Here is a 23,537-nt window from a genome sequence, read left to right as displayed (position 1 = left end):
TAGTCTAAAAAACTTAGATATTGTTACGAATGGTTTGGATCACCCAATCCTGAAGGGAATCCTCCCAATTATTAAACTCTTGGTAAAACGCTTCCTTGTCGTACCAGTAAAAAAACAACACATCTTTTGGTGAAATATTCACTAATAACTGCCAAATCAAATCTTGGTGTTTCGCTTTCAAGGAAGAATGCGGACTATGAAGCGCTTCGTACATTTTTAAGTCTACGATATCCGAAATTTTGTATTGATTGCTCACTTCCATTTTCTCCAAATAACGCTCAACACTCATCACACGCTTACGGCTTTCAATATCCAGTTTGTTCAAATAACTTTTAAACAGGACACTGTCGTTAAGTATATCGCAAATAGGATGATTGGGTTCCGTTAGACTTTCGGCCAGTTCCATTTTCTTGACACGGTCATACCTATCAGTTTTCACAACCTTTTCCAAATCGCATTCAATCAATACATGGTCTCGCAATTTTTCCATTAATTCCGGTTGGAACACATGGTAAATCAACACCTCATAAACCGTATCCTTAATAGCCTCCTTGTACCAATGCAAATCTTCAAACACCACTATCGGCATTATGAAATCACGCAACACATAAACACCTCCAAATGCTCTGGTATAGAAAGACTCGGTAGTAAATTGTAAATCGGGTAATTCTAGATCACGATTGCGTAAATCCCCATATTTATTGGCCGATTCCAGCAATTTTGAATGAAGCCCTTCATCTATAAAGTTTTGATCTTTTTTGAACTTTTCAATAAGTTGCAATTGTTTTTTCTGAGCTTTATCAAGGTCATTGATTAAATGAAACCGTATCTGAACATCCTTATATTTGAGCAAATCCAAGGGTTCGTAAAACACATCTATTTTTTGGTCAAAATCCAAGCAAATGGCACAATCCCTTGTGATATCGGTGATTTTTTGACCATGTATCCTAAATACATATTGCATGATTTCCCTATCAAACGTATGAAAGGGCACATACACAGGCTTCCCTTTTTGTAAAGGCGAAATCAAAATGCCATGTGGATTGGCTTCCCCATTATTGAGGTAGTGTATTTCATTTTTTTCTTCAGCAATTTCTGGACTCCAGCCTATGCCATCAATCGAAAACTGTGTCAATTTTGTAGGCGTAAACCCCAACTTTACCAAGCATTGGTTATACCTCTCTACCAATTTTCCACTTACGGGAAGCAACTCACTTCTAAATAAATTTGCCGCTTTTAGCTTTTCCATCACAATAACTTATGAATTTGGGCATATTGTACTAAAATAATCGTTTTGGCATCTTGGATTTGCCCTTGGGCCATCATTTCAATAACCTCTGAAAACGGCAATTCCATGACTTCTATATCTTCCAGCTCACTCGCAAGACCACCACCTTCATTAACTTTCATTTCGTCTGAATATTCTCCAATAAAATAGTGCATTTTTTCGGTAACTGCTCCAGGAGAAGAATAGGCTTCCATAACTTTTTTTACTTCCTTAATTCTGTAACCTGTCTCCTCTTCTACCTCTTTAATGATACAGTCTTCCGGATGGTCCTTATCCAACATACCGGCACAGGCTTCAACTAAAAAACCATCGGTATTGTCATTTAGATAGGTAGGCATTCGAAACTGCTTCGTTAAAACCACTGTACCCTTTTTCGGATTATAAAGAAAAATAGCGGCACCATCACCTCTATTATAAGATTCCCTATTTTGATGCACCCACTCTCCAGATTTCAATTTGTAATCATAATTGACTTTTTCCAACAAAGCCCATCGGTCCGACAGTATTTCCTTGTTTATATTTTTCACACGATTAGTGCCCATTGTCAAACATTTTTCTTGCTTCCAAATCTATTTTCAATTGTGCTACACGCTCATCTACTTTACGTTTAAAGTCGGTATCAGCAATAGTTGCTACATTGTCCAAATAGCGAACTACCTCCTGTCTTCTAATTTCCGAAAAGTTCAAACCATTCATATTCTCACGCATCAATTCTTTCAACATCCCAAATTTGGTTTCATAATCCTTTTTGAAATAGAATTCTGGATTGTCAAACCAATTTTGATCTAGGTCGAAATCTGTTAAGCGCAATGAAATGGCCGATTGGATATTACGAACATCTCTAGACGAGAAAAAAGGAAATGTAGTTTGAATTTCCTTATACAAATTGGCGTAAAACAAATGCGAATTGGAAGGATATGAAGCTTCCACTCTATCATAAATATCATGCACTCTTGCCTCCGTTGGTTTATCTACAGCCTGAAGAATTTCTCCCATGTTTTTAGCCAATCCTTGATGCTGTAAATAAGTATAATCTTTTGGATTTTCCATATTTACAAAATCTGGCATGGTGTCTTCAAATTTGCGCCACCATAAATAATCCTGATCCAAGAAGTCATGCTCTGTCTGGGCTCCATCAATTTTAAAGCGCCCCTGCACACGTGAAATCACAGCCTTATCCAACATTTCCGGGAGGTTGGTAAACAAACCGATGGAACTATTCCCATAATTCACAGCATAAGCCCCTTCGGTATAACGTAAAAAGACACCAATAACCTCCTTAACTCCTGCCGAGACCCCTTGAGAGGTTCGCTCCTGAAGATTATTTTCTGCATCATCTATAGGGGCAAAAATCAATTTTGAAGGATCCTGTAAGGGTTTCATCCATTCCACCATTTTCTCTGCGGAACCACCCTGAAACGTACTGATTAACGTATCTGGCATTGGGTGAAACAAAAACGGAATGTCCAAATTATCACAATGCTCTTTGAGCCTTGTGGCAATAGCTGCAATCAACATACTTTTCCCTGTACCAGGGATTCCATACCCCATAAAAACCGGCATAAAACCGCCTAATTCTTGAAAAGGATTCTTTTTTTCAATGAAATCATAACTCAACAAACGTTCTGTTAAACGTCGAGCGAAATGTTTAGCATCTCGGTTTCCAACGATTTGTTCAAATTGGACTTTATTGAACTCCACACTTTTGGCAGCCCCCATAAACACATTTTCCCATCCTGAAATGGCAAAATCCGAATTCTCCAATTTATAAGTGCGATCCAAAATGGTTTCTTGATATTCCAAAGTACTTTTACGCATTTGGATTTCAGCAATCAAAGCTTCAAAATACACCACGGTAAAATCAACTACATCTTTGTCTGACTTGATAATATCAGGATGTGACAAATATTTATCATAGTAAAACAACATACAGGAAATTCCTTTTAAAGGAGACAACAATGATACTTCTGGAATGCCTGCAAACTTTTGCTTCATCACACTTAAATCGTCTGAAGCGACAGACTTTAAACGAAACAAAATATTATAAGCCGTGGCGTATAACATAAAAGCCGTTGCCGTTTGCATTTTGCTTTCGTACTCGCGCTTCCCTGAAGTATCCAAAGCCGATTTACGTTCATTCAAACTGGAAAGTCCCGAGGCGTCGTAATAACTATCCTTAATCCAAATACCTAAGGTAATCCCTTCCTGAACTGCATAAAGTGTTTCATTTAAATACAACGGAATAGCCACAGATTCCGGCAATAAACGCTTTTTTAAACCTAAAATCGTTTTGGAAATGGAGGTGATTTCAGTTGCACCACCGCCATTATTTGCTCTGGAGAGATATAGCAAAATAGAATCATCTTTACTATCCTTATCTCTGTTTTTGGCACGCTGCCCCTGTTCCCATTGAATACTTTTTAAATATGAGGTTGCTTCATCGCGAAGCATATCCAATTCATTTTGTTTTATAGGAAAAGTGGAATTATGTTCCATATATTTTCATTCAATATTTTGAAGGTCATTTGTTCTTCTTCTTTTCTCTAAAATGACCTAGGTTGAATACACTTAAATTTTTAGTTGGTTGGCAAACTGCTAATTTCAATAGGCGGTTTTGCCAGTTGATTCATCACTTCTGGAGTCTTGCTGTATAACATTTGGATGATTCTGTGAGGCGCGAACACATACTTTTCCTTTGTTGGTTCACTCCATTTTTGAAAGGTTTGCTTCGAAAAATAACCGCCTTCACTAAAGTCCCCTCTGGAACGCACTTCGTCAATTTCCAAAGACATGGCATAAGATTCCAACGGAATTTCCTTTTTCCCTATTCCCTGTAAAATGGCATGGGTAATTTTGTTTTCATCCTTGGCAAATACATTATGAAGCGGTCCTAAATCAATTCTTTTGATAAGTTTCGGAAGGATATTCGGCAATTTTTTGTCGATACCATAGGCCATGGTGTCCATAGCCATTTTTCTGTCCCCAACCGTTTTAAGCGCTTCATAAATATCATTTTTAATGTCTTCGATATGATTGCTTCCTTTTAAGTCGAAATACATAAAACATATAAAAGGGCGGTTGAGTACCAAATCAAAGAAACTCCAACTGGTCATTAATTCGGTTCGAGCTGTTTCTGGTGCTGCAATAATTTTCCCCTGAACAAAACGATTAAAAATGTAATTTTTGTTCACCGATTGATAATAAGAAATGGAAGCTGCCTGAAACAACCTGCTTCGCTTAACTGGTTGTTTTTTTCGTAACAAGGTATCCAGAAATTCCTCTTGCAACACAGGAATGGGCGTCAACTTTTCCAAATATTGGTCACGAAGTTCAAGGTCGTTGAACAAATACCGGAATTCCAAATAATTTGGAAAGCCAGATTCTGTTAAATCTACCTTCATGTTATCCTCGTCATCATACATATATTTAATACGCATGGCCTCTATGGAATACATCAACAAATCGCAATATTGCTTAAAAAAGACAATTTCCTGTTTGGTGCACAATGCATTGCGCTGTACACTAACAATCAATTCCTTCAAAGCAAAATCTACCATATTGTGGTAAAAATTATAATGTTCCTTTGAATCGAGGAAGGCAGAATCCAAGGGAGTTACAATATGCTCTACAGACATATAAAAATTACTTTAAACTTTTATTTGATTAGATAGACAGTCATGAAGTTTCCAAGTTTCTAACATTTGATCAATTCACCTAAGCGGTGTTTTAAAAAAGAGATTCCCTCTTTCGAGGGAATGCTTCTATTTAACTTAACAAATCGTCGTTACCTTCGTTTGTTTTTTTTGCCGGTTTTGTAGTTTCTACTTCAACCGATTCTTTGGAATCTGCTTTATAGTAATCTTCAAAAATTTCTTTCATATCGATACCATAACGCTCCGCGAAATTCTTTTGAATATCCATATCCTTCTCTCTGATTTCCTGCAAAGCTTCAGCATAACTACTATACACACCTTGCATAACTTTTTCATGAACAGGAATGTTATCCATCATTTCCTGACGAGCTTTAGCACTAGCAGTATGCATTGCAGCTAAAGTCTCCCCAATGTGCTCATCTGTTTTAACTCCCAGATGTTCCAAAATAGCAGCAAATTCTTGATCGGTGCGCGCTTTTAATGCCACTACATAGCCATCATAGTATTTTAAACGCTCTTCAGTATCACTCTTCAATTTCGCTCTATGTGTCTGCAGATTGCTTCTTAAAGATGTCAGTACCTTAATGGTTAAATTGTGCTTGTGCACAAAGCTGTCCTTGGAAGCCGCCAAAGTAGTGTAGGCATTTTTAAGACCTTCCAACTCCTCCACCTTTTGCTCAAGTTCGGTAACTTTTCCAACGGCTTGCGCATATTCAGCAGATTGTTTATCCACAATCTCTTCCAGTTCCTGGCGAGCTTGTTTCAACAAAGCATATTGCTCTTCAAGTTTTGCTTCAACTTCCTTTTTCTTTTCAAGCGCTTTCGTATGGTTTTTGGTAGCTTCTACAATGGCATCCTGAAGCTTATCTTCAACTTCTTTGATTTCCATTTCACGGTTCTTTAATCGAGATACCGCAGCCTGACTCTTGAAAGACAATTCACTTAACAAAGTTTGAACATCTGCAGATTCTATACGTTGCTGAAATAACGCTTTGGCTTTATTATCGGCTGCATCTCTATCTTTTTGCGCATTTTGCAATTCTTGCTCAGCTTCCTTGATTTTACTTTTTCGTCCCCAAAGATTATTCCACCATGTGTCTGGCTTCCCCTCGGCATCTTCAAGTTCAACCCTGGCGCGTTCCAAACGTTTTATAGCGTCATCAATAACTTTTTGCTCTTCAGCATTTAAATGAGAAAAATCCTCAAATATGATTCCTACTTCGTCCTGATAGTCTGTTAAATCCTTTATGGCATCCAACAACGTAGAACGGTCCTTTTCGGCCATATGAACTACGTCATCCAAAGTGGCATTCAAAATCTTTTGACGCACTTCAGGATCGTCCTCTTGAGCTAATTTGGACTTCATGGTGTCAATGGCTTTTCCCCAATTGACATCTACTTTTTCTTGGCTTTGATTGGAGTTGGTTTCCAATAAATCGAAATCATCAGACATATTTTGTTGTAATTTTTTAGTTGAACGTTAATTTTTCGGAAAGGCAATTTCGTTAAAAAAATACCATTTATAAAATTAAATCTCTCTAAAAATATAAGTAGTTTAACAATTTAATTTGTTACATGATATTTATTTAAAATTTCTTATTCTATATTTAACTAAAATCTTATGAACAATAAATTCTACCTTACAATAAGTTTAGCCGCGACCTTACTATCATTTAATTGTAAAAGCGACAAAAAAGAACCAATTGAAACGCCTCCAACGGTGGAAAGTCCAACGGCCACTCCCACTGAAGATGAAGATATTGAAGAGGTAGAAAAGGACTCTTCGGTAACTAATGAAGTGCCCAATAAGAAAGAAACTCCTGCACCCACTGAAAAAAAATCTGATGTTAAAAAGAACATCGCAAGTAATGTTTCTGTAGAAGGAGCCATCAAAATTACGGCCATAGAGCATGCTTCGATGGTTTTAGAAACTAATGGGACAACTATCTATATTGACCCTGTTGGTGGTTCAGGATTTTATAAAGGGATTAACCCTCCTAATTTCATTTTAATAACAGACATCCATGGCGATCATTTGGATGTGCCCACTTTGGAAGCTATTACCGCACCAAATACCATTATTATAGGTCCTCGTGCAGTAAAAGAAAAATTAAGCCCTGCTTTACTCAAAAACTTTGAGCTCATGTTTAATGGCTTGAGCAAAGGGTTTAAAACTTCAAAAGTTGAATTGAATATCGACGCAATTCCAATGTACAATCTTAGAGAAGAAGCTTTACAATTCCACACTAAAGATCGTGGCAATGGTTACGTATTAAGTATTAACGGTACCAGAGTGTATGTGTCCGGAGATACCGAAGACATTCCAGAAATGAGAAGCCTTAAAAATATAGACATTGCTTTTGTATGCATGAATCTTCCTTACACGATGACCGTTGGAAGTGCTGCGAGTGCCGTCCTTGATTTCAAACCTAAAAAAGTATATCCCTACCATTATAAAGGAACTGAGGGTTACAGTGATGTGAAAAAATTCAAGAATTTGGTAAATGCCGGTAATAAAACCATAGAAGTTGTACAGTTGGAATGGTACGACCAAAATATGTAATTCAATTTATTAACAAATTTAGAACGAATAGTTTATGTTAAAATTTATATTGTACCTTTGTTAGGTAAACCCTATCTATCTGTATAATTATGATAACCTTAGCCTATACTTCTCATTTTTTGGTCAGTACTACAGAACTTACATTAATTCTTATTATTACAGCTGCTGTGTTTATTTTTTTTATAGTCATTGCTATAATAAAAATGTATAAACTAAAAGCAGAAAACAAACGGCTAACAGAACTAGAATCCTTCAAAGCTTCGGTAGACGAAAGCTACAAAGACTTTACCGAAGGACATTTATACGATAACAATTAAGAACCTTATTAAGGTTCTTTTTTTATACGTAAAAGTGTCATGAAATTAATTGATTTCACACATTCTTATAAAAATCTTAAAATTAATGAGTAATATTTTCTATTATCACTGTTAAAAAAAATTAACAAGAAAAATCTAATTAATTTTAACAGGTTTTATTAGATTTTTAAGCATATAAGTATATCTTTGGCGACGAAATTTTAATTTTAAAACAACAACTATGAAAAAACTTTTATTATTATGTTCTTTGTTTGTAGGAACATCTGCCCTAGTTTCTTGTAGCAGCAGTGATGACGATTCTTCAGGAGGTGATCCAGTTGCTAATTCCATTACCTTAACTGCTGATGTTACAAGTATCGAAATGGGAAGTTCAGTAAATCTTACTGTAATGAACGATCTTGACGAAAATGTAACTGGAACTTCAACTTATTATGCAAACGGTGCAGTAATTTCTCAAGTATTTACTCCTACCGCTGCAGGTTCTTATACTATCCATGCTGAAAACGGTAGCTTAGTAAGTAATACCGTTACAGTAACAGTTATTGCTGTACAACAAGATAATGCTATATTCTATAATGAAATGAACTATGAATTAGCAAACTCTGTATTAGTATATTATGGAGCAGTTGATGCTTCAGATGACGGAATTGATGAAAACACTCATGGGCTTTGGGCTTTAGTGGCAGGAAATGGTGATTTTCAAACAACAGAGTCAACCAATTACATTCAATTCATTTTATTGACAGACCTCGATACTGAAGGTCTTCCACTTTTCCCTAGCAGCGAAGCTTCAACTTATTACTACTCTTTAGCTTATTTAGCATTAGACGGAGTTGATATTGTTACCGAATTTGGTCATGAAGCTGACCCAGCTTTTGCTATCAATGCTGACTTCTCGGAAACAGCTGATTTTTCATATAGTGCTTCTGTAGATGGTACTCCAATTGCCCTTGATTATGCAACAACCTATTTAGGCTATATTGATCAATCTACAAGCGGACGCCCTGCTGCTGTTACTCCAATTTCTGAAGTAAACACAAAAATTGATCCTATTTTATTGAACGCTTTACTTAAGTAATTCGCGAAATACTTTAAATAAAAAAAAGCCTGCAAATTGCAGGCTTTTTTTTATTTAAATTCAACACTACCAATTACACAATGATTTATCAATGCAACCTAACATTGTTTGTCCATCCAATTCTAAACCAATAAAAGAAATGATTTCTGGCAAAATCTCTTCTGGATGTTCCATTAAATCCTTATAATTCACATACAAAAGTTCCACGCCTGGTTCCTTATCTTTCCAAATTTCAACTTCCTTTAAATGTTTTCGGTAAGCATTCAACAAATTCACTGGTAAATTATCAGTATCCCTACCAATCATTTTTTGCTGAGATTTCACTACACCTGTCAAATCTCGATTCATAAAAATAACTTTATAGCGGTATTGCGGATCTAAAAATTTCAATAACGGAGCTACCACCTTTACAGATTTACCCCTAGCCAAATGTAACCAAGAATTATCCTTATGTATTGACATCACAGGGTTATACTCAAAATACCCTTTGGGATTTGATTCATCTGGTTTCCTTGAAAAATCCGTTAAGACCTCGATACCTCCATTGTGTAACATTTGCATCATTAAAGAAGTCCCTGAACGAGGCAAACCAGACACAACTACTATTTGATTCTTTCTATAGATTGAAGACACTTTATCGTTAGGCTCATTTTGATTGAGTAGTTTTTCTTCTACATTCTCAAGAGCCATGTCCATTCTAGAATTCTTTTTAACTACAAATCTTGAGGCAGTTTCATAAGCAATCTTTGCATTTTGCAAATCTCCCAACTTCTCCAAAGCCTCACCCAATGTGTAGTGTGCAGCAGGATTATATTTTATAAAATTAATACTAGATAGAGCATGATGTGCGGCCCGTTCAAAATCCCCTGTCCGGATGAGAGTTTCAGCCAGTGCCTGGTGATATTTCGCCGAATCACTTTCCATCTTAATAGATTCTTCAAAAGCCGCCTTGGCATCATCAAATTTCTGAAGTTGTCTATATATGATTCCTATTTGGTACCAAACTTCGGAATTTGGCTGGCGTTTTTTTGCAGCGAGAAGTAATTTTAAGGCTTGATCTAACTTTCCTTTTCCTATAAGAATTTTGGCTTCTGAAAAATAAGTGTTTATCTGAAACCTTTTATCCAAAGTACGTAACTTGTTTAAATAATTCTCAGCTACATCAAAATCTTTTTCAGACAAACTAATGGACAATAAATCCATATAATAAGGAATGACATCTATGGGTTGCTCATACTTTATGAGCTCCAAAAGCAATGGCTTTGCCGATTCAAAATCATGCTTTCCTATAAACACCCTTGCCAAATTATGTTTTAAATCGCATTGGGTTTTCAAAATGGCTACTTCAAGTTTTTCATCTGGCTTCTCAACATATCCCAAATCAATCAATTGTTGCATGGTTTCGACATCTGATAGCTCTTCCCTTAATTCATTAGAATCATGTTCTCCAAAATCACCTTTCACTTGTTCCCAACTATCAATAAACTTGGGTGTTTCAGGATTTTCAAATATGTCTAGGGTAACATTGCCATCCATATCCTTACCAATGGGTAAACCATACATATGCAAAATGGTAGGAGCAATATCAATTAGCCTTAAACCAAATGCTTTTTCTTTCTTTTTTATATTGGGGCCAGCGGCTACAAAAATGCCAAATTGCCGATGCTCCAGAGCTGGTGCCGCTGGATATTTTGGCATTTTCAAAATACGTTTGGCACCCGATTCAAAACCGTGGTCGGACATTACAATGATGGTGGTTTCCTCATCCACCAATTCCATCACTCGTTCCAACATCATATCTTGAAAACGATAGGCTCCAATGACCGCCCTATTATAAATATCGTAATGCTCTAGGGAAACACCGTTCAGCTTAGGAGGGTAATACTTCATAAAGGAATGGCAAAAATGGTCTATCATGTCATAATAAACCGCCATAAAATCCCATGCTGTCTCTCGCATAAGATAGGTTGCCACAGCATGTACCGAAGTATTTTGAGCAATTAAATTTGCCAACGACTGTAATCCAAAATCCTTTTCTTGATCAATCTGTGCTGCTTTGGGAATAAAAGGCAAAATATGAGCTTCCGTAACTTCATAGGGGAACATTCGCAAATCCTTGATATCATGAGCCAATTCTTCAGGATGAATCGTGCCGATTTTTATTGGATTTGTTTTTTTGGGGTCTGGATCCACTTTTTGAAATCTATCCGACACCACAACACCATTAATTGGTTCTGCGGGAAAACTTGGCCACCAACCTACCACATTACTTTTTAATCCCTCATGATGCAGGATATTCCAAATGGCTCTAGACTTTCTAGAAGTAGCCGTAACAGGCCTGATTACCTTCATGTTTGGGGCCACTTCCATAAAACCCAATACTCCGTGTTTATCTGGGGTTTTTCCTGTTGCAACTGACGACCATAACATTGGTGAAAAAGGCGGGCTCATTGTTCCCATATTCCCAGAAACACCCTTATCCATTAAACGCTTTAATGCTGGCATTTGGCCCTTTTCCAAAAGCGGTCTTATAATATTCCAATCAGCGGCATCCCAACCAATTAAAAGTACCTTAGTCATTGGGAAAATCTTGTTGACGCATATGATGTTTCTTTACTTCCCTCCAGGCTCTCAAGCCAATATCCCCTAACGCCAATAATCCCAAAGATCCTTCTGGAGTAATAGTATACTTGTATTGCTTAATAAAATGGTTGGTGTGCGATTTCATACTACTAAAATTAAAGTCACATGAAATTAATAAAACTCCACAAATAAAACAACGTAAAAATATAGCTACCAATATTTTAATGTGAATTATTTTAACTGATTATTCATCTTATAATTAATCCACCGACAAAACATATTTGTTTGTCTACAAAACCCCTACTTTCGTCTTCAAATGCTTTTATTACTGGTATATTCAGTAACTTAGGAAATAATACAGTTTCTCTATTTCTCCCTGTATTACATTATTCTCTCTATTCCTTAGAAATTAATTTTTAGTTGAAGTTTGACATGTTTAAGTCTGTTTTAAATCTCGATTTTGCTTTCAACCAGACTAGTGTACCAATGAGGTTTATTCGAAATAACATTTTTCGCCAAAACAATTGCCATGAACACTCCCAACAATAAAAATTTTATTCTGAATTTAACACAATATAGCACACTAGCTATGGCCTTATCTAGTGCCACAGATACCAATGGACAAATTATCTACACAGATGTTGATCCAGATATAACCACAGCATACTACAACTTGGATTTAAACAACGATAGTACCGATGATTTTCAATTTGACATAACTAATTCTTTCGGTACATGGTTTAATTTACAACCTCAAAATTCCAATGCTGCTTTGGGAGAATATGGGTTTTGGTATAACTCCCTAAATGTCTTAAACAATGACCAAGTTATCAGTTTCGGCCTATCAGAATGGGTAAGTGGATGGTTATTTATGTGCAACGGGGCATGGGGAGGTTGGTGTGGCAAAACCGACAAATATATCGGTTTACGATTAAAGATAGGATTAAACATACACTATGGTTGGGTAAGGCTAGATGTAAACATGAATACTTTTACCATTAAAGACTATGCATATAATATAACACCAGGAGAATCTATTAATGCTGGTCAAACTGTTTTAAGTATAGATAATCTTGATCCAAAAGAAATAAAGGTGATTTCATTAGCAAACAGAATTAATCTTTACAATTTACCACAACCATTGGAATATAAAATATTTTCGTTAACAGGGCAATTAGTCCTTGACGGAAAAACGAAAGAAACCACGTATACGATCCATACCAATGCACTTACAAAGGGTGTATATGTTATCGAACTGTTTGACAAACAATGGAAATCAACATTAAAAAAGAAGATTGTCATTTAATCAAAAATAAGTTATGAAAACTCCTACCTCTTCGAATTTACCCAAAAGAATAGCACAATATAGCGCAATGGCAATGACTTTAATGAGCTCGACAAATGTATTGGGACAAATTGTTTATACTGATATAGATCCAGACATAACCACACCAAACTACAACTTGGATCTCAACAATGATAGTACTGATGATTTTCAATTTGACATATCTGATTCTTTGGAAACTTGGGTTAATATACAACCTCAAAATTCTAATGCTGTTTTGGGAGGATATGGACCTTGGTATGGTTCACCAAATGTCTTAAACAATGGCCAAGTGATCAGTTCTGGCCAATCTGAATGGATAACGGCAGGGATATTTATGTGTAACGGATCATGGGGATACTGGTGTGGCAAAACCGACAAATATGTTGGTTTGCGATTCAAGATAGGGTTAAACACACACTATGGCTGGGTAAGGCTCGATGTAAACATGAATACTTTTACCATTAAGGATTACGCCTATAATGGAACTCCTAACGAACCTATTAATGCAGGGCAGACCACGTTAAATGTTAAAGATTTCAATTTAAAAGGAATTAAGGTGGTTTCCCTAACCAACCAAATTCAGCTTTACAACTTACCTGAACCACTGGATTACAGAGTATTTTCTATAACCGGACAAATTATCCTTGAAGGCAAAACCGAAGAAAACACATTTATAATTAACACCAATACATTTGCAAAAGGCGTATATATCATCGAACTGTTGGATATACAATCTAATTCTACATTAAAAAAGAAAATTGTCATTTAATCAAAAAATAAGTTAAACCCCTATTTTAAATACTTTATAAGCTATGAAAACTCAAGCATCTTCAAATTTATCCAAAAGCATTGCCCAATATAGCGCTATGGCATTGGCTTTAAACGGCTCCACAAATGTATTGGGACAAATTGTTTATACCGATGTTGATCCTGATATTACCGGTACTTTTTATAATTTAAACACTAATAATGACAATACCAATGATTTCCAAATTCAAATGGTATTCCCATGGGGTAATATTGTATATCTCCAAACTTTAAACACCAATTCCTTTATGGGAACCGAGAATGGATACAATTGGATTTCAACAACCCCTCTAGATATTGGACAAGCCATTAGTTCTGGACAAAACTGGTTTCAGGGCAATGGATTTATTGCTGGGGGCTATTCAACTTCTATTGCAACACCCAATAAATATGTGGGTCTACGCTTTAAATTAGGTTCAAATACCCACTATGGTTGGGTACGTTTAGATGTAAACGCCAATAACATTACCATTAAAGACTACGCCTATAATACCACTCCAGGCGAATCCATCAATGCGGGACAGACCACATTAAGTATTGAAGATTTCAATCTAAAAGAAATAAAAATAGTTTCCAAAAACAGCGTAATTGAACTATATAACCTCCGTGAATCATTAGACTACAAAATGTTTTCCATAACGGGACAGATTGTACTAGACGGTAAAACTGAAGAAAACACATATACCATTCAAACCAATAGACTTACAAAGGGTATCTATGTCATTGAACTGCTTGACAAACGATCAAAATCTACATTAAGAAAGAAAATTGTGATTTGATAAGTAACATATCAAACAAAAACAGCCTGCAAATGCAGGCTGTTCTATTTTATGTAGTTAAAAAGTATTATCTCACCAACTTCTTGTACTTGATACGTTTTGGCATTAAGTCACCTCCCAAACGTTTCTTTTTATTTTCTTCATATTCGGTAAAGCTACCTTCAAAGAAATACACTTGGCTATCACCTTCAAAGGCTAAAATATGGGTACAGATACGATCTAAAAACCATCTATCGTGACTGATGACTACCGCACATCCCGCGAAGTTTTCCAAACCTTCTTCCAAAGCCCTAAGCGTATTTACATCCAAATCGTTGGTAGGCTCATCCAAAAGCAATACGTTTCCTTCTTCCTTCAGCGTCATCGCTAAATGCAAACGGTTACGCTCACCACCAGAAAGTAAGCTTACCTTTTTGTTTTGTTCGCTACCAGAAAAGTTAAATCGGCTTAAATAGGCTCGAGAATTCACTTGACGCCCTCCCATCATAATCAACTCCTGTTCATCACTGAAATTTTGCCAAATTGACTTTTCAGGATCAATGTTAGAGTGACTCTGATCGACATAGGCAATCTTAGCAGTTTCACCAACCACAAATTCACCTTTGTCCGGAGTTTCCTCCCCCATAATCATTCTAAAAATTGTCGTTTTACCAGCACCATTAGGTCCAATCACCCCTACAATTCCTGCTTGTGGTAAGTTAAAATTCAAATCTTCATAAAGCAATTTGTCTCCATAAGCCTTGCTCACTCCTACTGCCTCAATAACATTGGTACCCAAACGAGGTCCATTAGGAATGTAGATTTCCAATTTTTCATCCAATTGCTTTTGGTCTTGGCTCATCAACTTATCATAATTCTTCAAACGTGCCTTTTGCTTGGTTTGACGTCCTTTAGCACCTTGACGTACCCATTCCAGCTCTCGCTCCAACGTTTTTTGACGTTTGGATGCCGATTTGCTTTCCTGAGCCAAGCGCTTGGATTTTTGATCCAACCAGGAAGAATAGTTCCCTTTCCAAGGAATACCTTCACCTCTATCCAACTCCAAAATCCAACCAGCTACATTGTCCAAGAAATATCTATCGTGCGTTACGGCAATAACCGTTCCTTTATATTGTGCCAAGTGATGCTCCAACCAATGCACCGATTCGGCATCTAAGTGGTTGGTAGGCTCATCCAACAACAAAACGTCCGGTTCTTGCAACAACAAACGACACAACGCTACCCTACGGCGTTCCCCTCCTGAAAGGACTCCAATTTTTTTGTCGCCTTCGGGCGTACGAAGCGCATCCATGGCGATTTCCAATTTGGTATCCAATTCCCATGCATTAGTTGCATCTATTTGGTCTTGAAGTTCCGCTTGGCGATTCATCAACTTTTCCATTTTATCTGGGTCGCTGTAAACCTCCTCCAAACCAAACATATCGTTGATTTTGTTGTATTCTTCCAAGATGGCCACTGTTTCGGCAGCTCCCTCCCTTACAACTTCCATCACCGTTTTATTATCATCCAATTTTGGCTCTTGTTCCAAATACCCAACAGTATATCCTGGAGAGAACACTACATCTCCTTGGTAATTTTTATCTACGCCAGCTATAATTTTTAGCAAGGTAGATTTACCAGAACCGTTAAGTCCCAAGATTCCTATTTTTGCCCCATAGAAAAAGCTTAAATAGATATTTTTAAGCACCGGTGTATTGGCACTTTGAAATGTCTTGGTAACACCAGACATTGAAAAAATCACTTTTTTATCGTCACTCATGTGTTTTGAAATATTATTCCATTAAACTAAAAAGACTCTTAATACTGTAGACTGGTTATACCCTTCCTTTAAGAGCATTAAATACCCAAGCAATTGCAAAAAAGCCAACACCAACAGCAGCAAAGCCCCATCCCGCTACTTCATTGTACCTAAAAGCACCCAATGCAATTAAACCTATTCCTACAAATATCATAATGGTTGTGGCCCAAGCCAAAACCGTATTTTTGTTCATCGCCATAATCTCTATTAAATTTAGATCGTTAGTCGAGTACAAATATCGTGTTTTTAAACTAAAAAATGCGCCACTTTCATGACGCATTTATATTTAATATATTCTGAAAAAGCCCTATATCATTGGTACTTCAATAAATAATATCTCAGAATTTTCATTGGCTGTTATTTCAAAAGTCTCTGTCTCCCAAATACCAATGGCATCTCTAGTATTCAAAACTTGGTCTCCAATTTTAAGTTCCCCATGAATATTCATCACGTAAACTCCGTGGTTAGATGATTTTAATTGATACTCGAAACTTTTTCCCTCATCTAGATCAATTCTTGACAAGACGGCATCCTGGTGGATTTTCAAACTTCCTTCAAAATCTTCATCAATAGAAGACACTAAAGTCTGTAATTTGTTTTTACGCTCGGAAGCATCAAATCCCTTTTGGTCGTAGCGAGGTGCTACATTCTGTTTGTTTGGAAACACCCAAATCTGGAACAAACTTAAATGTTTTTCATCCGAACCATTAATCTCAGAATGCTGTACTCCAGTACCTGCCGACATCACTTGCACTTCCCCTGGCAATACAGATTGCCATTCGTTGTGCATAGAATCTCTATGTTTTAAAACACCTCCCAACGGAATGGTAATAATTTCCATATTATCATGTGGATGTGTCCCAAATCCCATTTTGGGGGCAATAACATCATCGTTAAGTACCCTCAAAGTCCCAAAGTGGATCTTTTCTGGATTATAAAATCCTGCAAAACTGAAGGAGTGATTTGCCTGTAACCAACCATGGTTGGCAAAGCCTCTACTATTTGCTTTATGAACTACTGTTTTCATTGTAATTTCCTTTCTTTTTTCTTCCGTTTAGAAGATTTATTCAACTTAAATAGTTACTCAAATTTTTATTAACGCATTTTATCTAAAAGGTCACTTAATTGACCTGCTTCTTCTTCAGTAAGATTCTTTACCAATTGTACATCAAAATCATCTGCAATAGCATCCAAAAGCTCTAAGCCTTTTTTAGTAATTTCAATAAATACCACCCTTCTGTCGCTCTCACATGGAATACGTTCAATCAAACCCTTTGCGCATAATTTATCCATGAGTCTTGTGGCATTGGGTGCACGATCTATCATGCGTTCCTTAATAGTCTGAACCTTTAAAGAGGACTTTGCTCCTTTTAATATTCGCAATATGTTGTACTGCTGAGGAGAAATGCCAAAAGGCTTGAAAAAATTGTTTTGATGATTTGTTATCCAATTTGATGTATACATCACATTTATCAAAGCCTTTAATTTATTGTTGGCAAAACTTGAATTGATGTCTTTTGAAATATCTCCCATGACTGCAATAGTTTTCTATTTTAAAGCTTCCTTTAATTTGGCAACTTCAACCTTCAATTGTTCATCCAAATCTTTATTTATAATACTTCCTTTGGAAAAATTTTCATTAAAGGATGGCAAGGAAAATTTAGCAACAATATTGGCTCCATGCCTTGGAAACCTCTCGGAAGCCATACCTAAAACCGTAGCTCCTCCTCTTCCCCCTGGCGAAGTAGCCATCAATAACATGGGCTTCTCATTAAATAGATTTCTGTCAATTCTGGACATCCAATCAAATATATTTTTAAAGGCAGCCGTATAAGCGGCATTATGTTCAGCTAATGAAATTACTAAACCATCCGCCCATTGCATTTTTTCCAAAAACAGCTGTGCATTCTCAGGATATCCCTGTTCTTTTTCCAAGTCTACCCCAAATAGTGGTACTGTGAAATCATTCAGATCAAGCAATTCAGTTGTAACATCTTCCATTTGCTCCAAAGTATACTTTACCAATTGTTTATTGATAGAAGTCTTACTGTTACTACCCGAAAAGCCTACAATATGTTTCATGATTTCGAAATTAGCTTCCATGGCAAATATACGACAAAATAAATTATTTTCCAAGGAAACTATTTACATGTAATTTAATAATTCCTATTTATTCTTATCAAAAATTATACTTTCAGCAAAAAACTTATTTTTTTACTTTAGCGAAAATTAAAATTCAGCTATGGACATCAACTTCAACAAAAACGAAGACCACAATAAATTACTTCTCTCCGATCTAAAAAGACGCTTAGCTACTGTAAAATTGGGTGGTGGTAAGAAACGAATAGAAAAACTTCACGAAAAAGGGAAATTATCGGCCCGTGAACGCATTGATTATCTTTTAGATAAAAACTCTAAAAGCATTGAAATTGGTGCTTTTGCCGGTGAAGATATGTATCAAGAACATGGCGGTTGTCCTTCTGGAGGTGTTGTAGTAAAAATTGGTTACATAAAAGGAAAACAATGTATCGTTGTTGCTAACGACCCAACCGTAAAGGCCGGCGCTTGGTTCCCTATTACAGGCAAAAAGAACCTGCGCGCCCAAGAAATAGCCATTGAAAACAAACTTCCTATCATTTATCTCGTGGACAGTGCTGGTGTGTATTTACCACTGCAAGATGAAATATTCCCAGATAAGGAGCATTTTGGACGGATTTTTAGAAACAACGCCGTAATGAGCAGTATGGGAATAACCCAAATTGCAGCTGTAATGGGAAGCTGTGTTGCGGGTGGCGCTTATTTGCCAATTATGAGTGATGAAGCATTAATTGTAGATAAAACAGGTAGCATCTTTTTGGCAGGAAGCTATTTGGTAAAAGCTGCCATTGGTGAAACTATTGACAATGAAACCTTGGGAGGAGCTACAACCCATTGTGAAATTTCGGGAGTCACCGATTATAAAGCTAAAGATGATAAAGATGCTTTGAACACTATTAAGAACATCGTAGATAAAATTGGTGATTTTGATAAAGCAGGTTACAATAGAGCTGCAAGCGCAAAGCCTAAAGAATCTCCAGAAGAAATCTATGGAATCCTTCCTAAAAGTCGAGCCGAACAATATGACATGTACGAAATCATTAACCGTTTGGTGGACAATTCAGAATTTGAAGAGTATAAAGCTGGTTATGGACAAACTATTATTACTGGCTATGCACGTATAGATGGTTGGGCTGTTGGAATTGTGGCCAATCAACGCAAATTAGTGAAAACCAAAAAAGGCGAAATGCAGTTTGGAGGCGTCATATATAACGACTCTGCCGACAAGGCCACAAGATTCATTGCCAACTGTAACCAAAAGAAAATCCCATTGGTGTTCCTTCAGGATGTTACAGGGTTTATGGTAGGTAGTAAAAGTGAACATTCTGGAATCATCAAAGACGGTGCAAAAATGGTTAATGCCGTGAGCAACTCCGTAGTTCCAAAATTCACCATCGTCATTGGAAACAGTTACGGTGCTGGTAATTATGCGATGTGTGGAAAAGCTTACGACCCAAGACTTATTGTGGCTTGGCCAAGTGCTGAACTTGCAGTGATGAGCGGTAACTCGGCTGCAAAAGTATTGTTACAAATTGAAACCGCTGCTTTAAAGAAACAAGGTGAAACGATTACCAAAGAAAAGGAAGAAGAACTGTATAAAAAAATCAAAGACCGTTACGATAATCAAGTATCTCCATACTATGCTGCTGCACGCTTATGGACCGATGCCATAATCGATCCTTTGGACACTCGAACTTGGATAAGTATGGGCATTGAAGCTGCAAATCATGCCCCTATTGAAAAGCCTTTCAACTTGGGCGTGCTACAGGTATAATTTCCTTATCTCGCTTATTTTTTGTAATTTAAAGACTAATAATCAACACTTTATTAGTCATGGGTACCATAAAAACATTGAACAAATGGGCCAATGCGCATACCTATTATCCACTGGATTTATTACGTATTGTGCTGGGAGTCTTTTTGTTTACAAAGGGCATTAGTTTTATGGCCAATAGCCAAATTTTAATGGACCTCTTCTCTCCTATCCAAAATATGGCCGGGGGAATGATAACGGTTCATTATGTTGCACCTGCCCATTTTATCGGGGGTGCTTTAATTGCTTTTGGTCTCCTTACCAGATGGGCCATTATCGCTCAGCTTCCAATATTAATCGGGGCCATTCTGATTAATTTTGTGGGAGAAATGAATACCACCAATTTGGTGGTGGCCACAATTACACTTTTGGTGTGTATTTTCTTCTTGTTCTATGGATCAGGAAAACATTCTGCAGATTATTATTTTAAAATGCAGCAATGAGAAGGCAAAAAAAAAGCCACTCTTAAAAGAGTGGCTTTTTTTTACTTATTAAAATTCTAAAGTTTATTCAATACTATAACAGATTCCACTGTACTAGTAACTTGAACTCCTTGTTGGCTTTGACTTAAATCTTGAGACTGTGTTATTGTTAAGGTTTGTCCATTATTCGTCAAGGTATATTGCCCAGTTTGAGCCTCTCCAAGTGCAGAAGTATCTAGGCCGTCCACTTCCAATTCAAATAGAGAACCATCAAATGTAATTGTGTTGCCACTTGTTGAATAATTTCCATTCCCATCGACATCTGTAAGTGATGATGTGGTTGTGCCATTATCAATTCCATTTACAGTCAAATCAGTTTCGATATCATAACTTCCAGCTGAAGTAAACGAATTTGCTGTAAATGTTACTACATAATCCATATTCACAGCTTCCATAACAGCCTCTACATCCATATTCATACCCCCCATTCCTGTAGAAGTACTCATGGTCGCATTGAAAGAAACTGTATTCCAATCTCCTGACAATTGGGAATTCGCAACATCTTCTTCTATATTAGCAAGCTCAGTATCTATAGGTTCGTTTTCACAGGTAAATGCTGAAAGAAGTACAAATAATGACAAAAGCATTCCTAATTTTTTCATAACAAAGTAGTTTTTTAGTTAATCAATAGTTTTGAGTTGATTCCACAAACATAAACATTTTAATCAGTTTGCAAAACTTGTTTTGGGACACGTAGCAACAAAATGATACCAATCAAAAAGAAAATAAATAAAAATAGGATAGAGTTTCGCATGCTTCCCGTTATTTGATCTATTGTTCCATAAATCACCATACCAATGACAATACCAATTTTTTCAGAAACATCAAAAAAGCTAAAATACGAAGTGGTGTCCTTGGTTTCTGGTAAAAACTTGGAATAGGTAGAACGCGACAATGCCTGAATGCCTCCCATCACCAAACCTACAAATGCCGCAGTAATGTAAAACTGAATAGGCGTTTCCACAAAATACCCATAAAAACAGAGAGCCATCCATATAAAATTGATGACTATCAATGTTGGAATATTACCAAATCTCTCAGAAGTTCGTGAGGTTAAAAATGCTCCCAAGATAGCCACTACCTGAATTACCAAAATACTTACAATTAAACCCAGCGTCTTTTCACTTTCTCCTCCCCAATTAATTTCCTGCTCTCCAAAATAAGTAGCTACCAACATAATGGTTTGAACCGCCATACTATACACAAAAAACGCATATAAATAGCGCTTTAATCTTAGATTATGTGTTAAACCGTCCCATACCTTTTTAAGCTCCTTAAAACCATTAAAAAGTACTTGTTTATTAACTTTTCCATTGCTTTTTGAAAGTCCTTTTGGCAACACTCTAAAGGTATATTGGCTAAACAACACCCACCAAACACCAACAGTAATAAACGAATAACGCATGGCCTTAATGGAGGCTACATCTTTTGCTTTTTGAAGCGCTTCTGCAATTTCAAGCTCAGAGCCTGTTTCTCTTAAGGTTTCTGATATACTAATATCAAACCCAAAGACATTTGGGAACATTACCATGGCTAAATTCAAAAGCAACAACAAAACACTTCCTATATATCCCAAACTAAATCCTTTCGCACTGATTTTGTCCTGTTGTTCTTCAAAAGCTATATCTGGTAAATAGGAATTGTAAAACACCAAACTACCCCAATAGCCAATCAATCCAAAAAAATAAAAGAGTAAGCTTAAATAAATATGATCTAGACTGAACCAATAAAGTCCTAGGCAACCCACAGCTCCTAAATAGCAAAAAAACTGCATGAACACTTTCTTATTTCCAATATAATCGGCCACCCCTGATAAGATTGGAGAAATAAAGGCTACAACCAAAAACGTAAAAGCTGTTATAAAAGTGATTAAAGCTGTGTTTTTAAATTCATAACCAAAAGCGTGAACTTTATTGTCATCAACAAAATTTAAGGTCCCATAAAAAATGGGGAAAATGGTTGAAGCAATGGTTAAAGTATAAACGGAATTGGCCCAATCGTAGAAGGCCCAGGCATTCAGAAGTTTTTTACTTCCCTTGGGGTATGTTGTCATAAAAAGTGGTTATAAAAAAAAGCTACACCTAAGGCGTAGCTTCGAAAGTAAACAAATTTTTAAAATTATAACTTTATTTGATGAAGGATGTCACTCCAAACTTTTTGGCCTCTGCCCTCGCAGTTGGCACCAAAGCCTTCAAATTATTGATTCTTGTTTGATTGGAAGGGTGTGTACTCAACAATTCTGGTGGAGCCTGTCCTCCACTGTCAGCCGCCATACGTTCCCATAAACCAACCGCTTCCGCAGGATCGTACCCCGCTATAGCCATTAGGGTCAGCCCTATTTTATCAGCTTCGCTTTCATGACTACGGCTAAATGGCAACATTCCCAACACATTGGAACCTACCCCATAATAAGAGTTGAAAGCATCCCTATCACTCTCATTGTTGATGGCCATATTACCTGCCAAGGCTATTCCCTGTTGCACATATGCTGCGCTCATTCGCTGTTGGCCGTGATTGGCCAAGGCGTGCGATACCTCATGTCCCATAATGGTTGCTACTCCAGCTTCTCCATTGGCAATAGGTAAAATACCTGTATAGAACACAATTTTCCCTCCAGGCATACACCAAGCATTCTTTTGGTCATCCTTGATAAGATTGTACTCCCACTTGTAATCCTTTAAATAGCCTTGATATCCATTGGCATCCAACCATAGTTTTGCAGCAGCTGCAATTTTTTCTCCTACACGTTTAATCATTTCAGCATCTTTAGTGCCCTTGATTATTTCGTGTTCATTTAAAAACTGATCATATTGTTGAAATGCAGCTGGAAACAATTCTGAATTTGGCACAATGGCCATGGTCTGTTTTCCTGTAAACGGGTTGGTTGCACATGAAATAAATGCAAATGTTATAACAGCAGTAGCTAATAGATTTTTTGAGGTCATGTAATAA

At 36.7% G+C, this 23,537-nt stretch carries 22 protein-coding genes; 7 read left to right on the top strand and 15 right to left on the bottom strand.

Annotation, left to right across the window (positions count from 1 at the left end; genetic code table 11):
- Nucleotides 1–13: 13 nt before the first annotated feature.
- The 5 genes from BKM32_RS10145 to BKM32_RS10125 form a co-directional block, all read right to left on the bottom strand.
- On the bottom strand, nt 14–1,249 hold the full coding sequence (locus BKM32_RS10145; protein ID WP_076663701.1) for a DUF6638 family protein: 1,236 nt from the start codon (nt 1,247–1,249) through the stop codon (nt 14–16).
- Complete coding sequence (locus tag BKM32_RS10140) at nt 1,249–1,830, bottom strand: NUDIX domain-containing protein (RefSeq protein WP_076663700.1); 582 nt, start codon at nt 1,828–1,830, stop codon at nt 1,249–1,251. The genes BKM32_RS10145 and BKM32_RS10140 overlap by 1 nt, the downstream gene beginning before the upstream one ends.
- Entirely contained in the window at nt 1,820–3,784 is a 1,965-nt protein-coding gene (locus tag BKM32_RS10135) for an AAA family ATPase (protein WP_076663699.1), read from the bottom strand. The genes BKM32_RS10140 and BKM32_RS10135 overlap by 11 nt, the downstream gene beginning before the upstream one ends.
- Before the next feature lie 80 nt (nt 3,785–3,864).
- Nucleotides 3,865–4,923 (bottom strand): hypothetical protein, encoded by a 1,059-nt coding sequence (locus BKM32_RS10130; RefSeq protein WP_076663698.1) that lies wholly within the window; start codon nt 4,921–4,923, stop codon nt 3,865–3,867.
- A gap of 130 nt (nt 4,924–5,053) precedes the next feature.
- Nucleotides 5,054–6,394, bottom strand: coding sequence for a microtubule-binding protein (locus BKM32_RS10125; protein WP_076663697.1), 1,341 nt, complete (start codon nt 6,392–6,394; stop codon nt 5,054–5,056).
- 168 nt (nt 6,395–6,562) lie between these two features.
- On the opposite strand from BKM32_RS10125, the gene BKM32_RS10120 reads away from it, so the two are divergent.
- Nucleotides 6,563–7,504: an MBL fold metallo-hydrolase gene (locus BKM32_RS10120; protein WP_083702159.1), complete on the top strand. Its 942-nt coding sequence runs from the start codon at nt 6,563–6,565 to the stop codon at nt 7,502–7,504.
- A gap of 537 nt (nt 7,505–8,041) precedes the next feature.
- On the top strand, nt 8,042–8,899 hold the full coding sequence (locus BKM32_RS10110) for a hypothetical protein (protein WP_076663695.1): 858 nt from the start codon (nt 8,042–8,044) through the stop codon (nt 8,897–8,899).
- A 66-nt stretch (nt 8,900–8,965) separates the two neighbouring features.
- Here BKM32_RS10110 and BKM32_RS16330 read toward each other — a convergent pair whose 3' ends face one another.
- Together BKM32_RS16330 and BKM32_RS16475 are read right to left on the bottom strand one after the other, a co-directional pair.
- Nucleotides 8,966–11,479, bottom strand: coding sequence for an alkaline phosphatase family protein (locus tag BKM32_RS16330; RefSeq protein WP_083702158.1), 2,514 nt, complete (start codon nt 11,477–11,479; stop codon nt 8,966–8,968).
- Nucleotides 11,472–11,627 (bottom strand): hypothetical protein, encoded by a 156-nt coding sequence (locus BKM32_RS16475; protein WP_171971862.1) that lies wholly within the window; start codon nt 11,625–11,627, stop codon nt 11,472–11,474. Before BKM32_RS16475 ends, BKM32_RS16330 begins: the two co-directional genes overlap by 8 nt.
- 384 nt (nt 11,628–12,011) lie before the next feature.
- Here BKM32_RS16475 and BKM32_RS10085 point away from each other — a divergent pair, with 384 nt between their 5' ends.
- The 3 genes from BKM32_RS10085 to BKM32_RS10075 are packed head-to-tail and all read left to right on the top strand — an operon-like array spanning nt 12,012 to nt 14,395.
- A complete protein-coding gene (locus BKM32_RS10085; protein WP_083702157.1) occupies nt 12,012–12,788 on the top strand; it encodes a T9SS type A sorting domain-containing protein in 777 nt (258 codons plus the stop codon).
- A 13-nt stretch (nt 12,789–12,801) separates the two neighbouring features.
- Nucleotides 12,802–13,578, top strand: coding sequence for a T9SS type A sorting domain-containing protein (locus BKM32_RS10080; protein WP_123812101.1), 777 nt, complete (start codon nt 12,802–12,804; stop codon nt 13,576–13,578).
- A 43-nt stretch (nt 13,579–13,621) separates the two neighbouring features.
- Nucleotides 13,622–14,395 carry a T9SS type A sorting domain-containing protein gene (locus BKM32_RS10075; RefSeq protein WP_076663692.1) on the top strand — a complete coding sequence of 258 codons (774 nt, stop codon included), beginning with the start codon at nt 13,622–13,624 and terminating at the stop codon, nt 14,393–14,395.
- A gap of 67 nt (nt 14,396–14,462) precedes the next feature.
- Here BKM32_RS10075 and ettA read toward each other — a convergent pair whose 3' ends face one another.
- From ettA to BKM32_RS10050, 5 genes are all read right to left on the bottom strand, one after another.
- Nucleotides 14,463–16,154 (bottom strand): energy-dependent translational throttle protein EttA, encoded by a 1,692-nt coding sequence (gene ettA / locus BKM32_RS10070; protein ID WP_053977989.1) that lies wholly within the window; start codon nt 16,152–16,154, stop codon nt 14,463–14,465.
- Nucleotides 16,155–16,209: 55 nt separating this feature from the next.
- The gene (locus BKM32_RS10065; protein WP_053977990.1) at nt 16,210–16,392 is read right to left on the bottom strand and encodes a CAL67264 family membrane protein; all 183 of its coding nucleotides are present in this window, start codon (nt 16,390–16,392) and stop codon (nt 16,210–16,212) included.
- Nucleotides 16,393–16,500: 108 nt separating this feature from the next.
- On the bottom strand, nt 16,501–17,220 hold the full coding sequence (locus BKM32_RS10060) for a pirin family protein (RefSeq protein ID WP_076663691.1): 720 nt from the start codon (nt 17,218–17,220) through the stop codon (nt 16,501–16,503).
- A gap of 68 nt (nt 17,221–17,288) precedes the next feature.
- Nucleotides 17,289–17,726, bottom strand: coding sequence for a MarR family winged helix-turn-helix transcriptional regulator (locus BKM32_RS10055; RefSeq protein ID WP_076663690.1), 438 nt, complete (start codon nt 17,724–17,726; stop codon nt 17,289–17,291).
- Between the two features lie 15 nt (nt 17,727–17,741).
- The gene (locus BKM32_RS10050) at nt 17,742–18,275 is read right to left on the bottom strand and encodes an NADPH-dependent FMN reductase (RefSeq protein WP_076663988.1); all 534 of its coding nucleotides are present in this window, start codon (nt 18,273–18,275) and stop codon (nt 17,742–17,744) included.
- A gap of 160 nt (nt 18,276–18,435) precedes the next feature.
- Here BKM32_RS10050 and BKM32_RS10045 point away from each other — a divergent pair, with 160 nt between their 5' ends.
- Together BKM32_RS10045 and BKM32_RS10040 are read left to right on the top strand one after the other, a co-directional pair.
- Nucleotides 18,436–20,064, top strand: coding sequence for an acyl-CoA carboxylase subunit beta (locus BKM32_RS10045; protein ID WP_076663689.1), 1,629 nt, complete (start codon nt 18,436–18,438; stop codon nt 20,062–20,064).
- A gap of 59 nt (nt 20,065–20,123) precedes the next feature.
- Complete coding sequence (locus BKM32_RS10040) at nt 20,124–20,546, top strand: DoxX family protein (RefSeq protein WP_053977994.1); 423 nt, start codon at nt 20,124–20,126, stop codon at nt 20,544–20,546.
- 56 nt (nt 20,547–20,602) lie between these two features.
- On the opposite strand, the gene BKM32_RS10035 is transcribed toward BKM32_RS10040, so the two are convergent.
- The 3 genes from BKM32_RS10035 to BKM32_RS10025 form a co-directional block, all read right to left on the bottom strand.
- Nucleotides 20,603–21,187 (bottom strand): hypothetical protein, encoded by a 585-nt coding sequence (locus BKM32_RS10035; RefSeq protein WP_076663688.1) that lies wholly within the window; start codon nt 21,185–21,187, stop codon nt 20,603–20,605.
- Between the two features lie 59 nt (nt 21,188–21,246).
- Nucleotides 21,247–22,638, bottom strand: a complete 1,392-nt coding sequence (locus BKM32_RS10030) for an MFS transporter (RefSeq protein WP_076663687.1) — start codon at nt 22,636–22,638, stop codon at nt 21,247–21,249.
- A 73-nt stretch (nt 22,639–22,711) separates the two neighbouring features.
- On the bottom strand, nt 22,712–23,530 hold the full coding sequence (locus tag BKM32_RS10025; RefSeq protein ID WP_076663686.1) for a M48 family metallopeptidase: 819 nt from the start codon (nt 23,528–23,530) through the stop codon (nt 22,712–22,714).
- Between the last annotated feature and the right edge of the window lie 7 nt (nt 23,531–23,537).

The sequence above is a fragment of the Mangrovimonas sp. DI 80 genome, from assembly GCF_001975575.1.
GTDB lineage: Bacteria > Bacteroidota > Bacteroidia > Flavobacteriales > Flavobacteriaceae > Mangrovimonas_A > Mangrovimonas_A xylaniphaga.
This window is presented reverse-complemented; position numbering and strand designations above follow the sequence as displayed.

Excerpts from the sequence above, each read along its gene's own strand:
- BKM32_RS10125 (WP_076663697.1), bottom strand. The coding sequence starts at position 6,394 with ATGTCTGATGATTTCGATTTATTGGAAACCAACTCCAATCAAAGCCAA.
- BKM32_RS10025 (WP_076663686.1), bottom strand. The coding sequence starts at position 23,530 with ATGACCTCAAAAAATCTATTAGCTACTGCTGTTATAACATTTGCATTT.
- BKM32_RS10085 (WP_083702157.1), top strand. The coding sequence starts at position 12,012 with ATGAACACTCCCAACAATAAAAATTTTATTCTGAATTTAACACAATAT.
- BKM32_RS10145 (WP_076663701.1), bottom strand. The coding sequence starts at position 1,249 with ATGGAAAAGCTAAAAGCGGCAAATTTATTTAGAAGTGAGTTGCTTCCC.
- BKM32_RS10055 (WP_076663690.1), bottom strand. The coding sequence starts at position 17,726 with ATGGGAGATATTTCAAAAGACATCAATTCAAGTTTTGCCAACAATAAA.
- ettA (WP_053977989.1), bottom strand. The coding sequence starts at position 16,154 with ATGAGTGACGATAAAAAAGTGATTTTTTCAATGTCTGGTGTTACCAAG.
- BKM32_RS10140 (WP_076663700.1), bottom strand. The coding sequence starts at position 1,830 with ATGGGCACTAATCGTGTGAAAAATATAAACAAGGAAATACTGTCGGAC.
- BKM32_RS16330 (WP_083702158.1), bottom strand. The coding sequence starts at position 11,479 with ATGACTAAGGTACTTTTAATTGGTTGGGATGCCGCTGATTGGAATATT.
- BKM32_RS10065 (WP_053977990.1), bottom strand. The coding sequence starts at position 16,392 with ATGGCGATGAACAAAAATACGGTTTTGGCTTGGGCCACAACCATTATG.
- BKM32_RS10045 (WP_076663689.1), top strand. The coding sequence starts at position 18,436 with ATGGACATCAACTTCAACAAAAACGAAGACCACAATAAATTACTTCTC.
- BKM32_RS16475 (WP_171971862.1), bottom strand. The coding sequence starts at position 11,627 with ATGAAATCGCACACCAACCATTTTATTAAGCAATACAAGTATACTATT.
- BKM32_RS10050 (WP_076663988.1), bottom strand. The coding sequence starts at position 18,275 with ATGAAACATATTGTAGGCTTTTCGGGTAGTAACAGTAAGACTTCTATC.
- BKM32_RS10135 (WP_076663699.1), bottom strand. The coding sequence starts at position 3,784 with ATGGAACATAATTCCACTTTTCCTATAAAACAAAATGAATTGGATATG.
- BKM32_RS10110 (WP_076663695.1), top strand. The coding sequence starts at position 8,042 with ATGAAAAAACTTTTATTATTATGTTCTTTGTTTGTAGGAACATCTGCC.
- BKM32_RS10120 (WP_083702159.1), top strand. The coding sequence starts at position 6,563 with ATGAACAATAAATTCTACCTTACAATAAGTTTAGCCGCGACCTTACTA.
- BKM32_RS10040 (WP_053977994.1), top strand. The coding sequence starts at position 20,124 with ATGGGTACCATAAAAACATTGAACAAATGGGCCAATGCGCATACCTAT.
- BKM32_RS10080 (WP_123812101.1), top strand. The coding sequence starts at position 12,802 with ATGAAAACTCCTACCTCTTCGAATTTACCCAAAAGAATAGCACAATAT.
- BKM32_RS10030 (WP_076663687.1), bottom strand. The coding sequence starts at position 22,638 with ATGACAACATACCCCAAGGGAAGTAAAAAACTTCTGAATGCCTGGGCC.
- BKM32_RS10035 (WP_076663688.1), bottom strand. The coding sequence starts at position 21,187 with ATGAAAAAATTAGGAATGCTTTTGTCATTATTTGTACTTCTTTCAGCA.
- BKM32_RS10060 (WP_076663691.1), bottom strand. The coding sequence starts at position 17,220 with ATGAAAACAGTAGTTCATAAAGCAAATAGTAGAGGCTTTGCCAACCAT.
- BKM32_RS10075 (WP_076663692.1), top strand. The coding sequence starts at position 13,622 with ATGAAAACTCAAGCATCTTCAAATTTATCCAAAAGCATTGCCCAATAT.
- BKM32_RS10130 (WP_076663698.1), bottom strand. The coding sequence starts at position 4,923 with ATGTCTGTAGAGCATATTGTAACTCCCTTGGATTCTGCCTTCCTCGAT.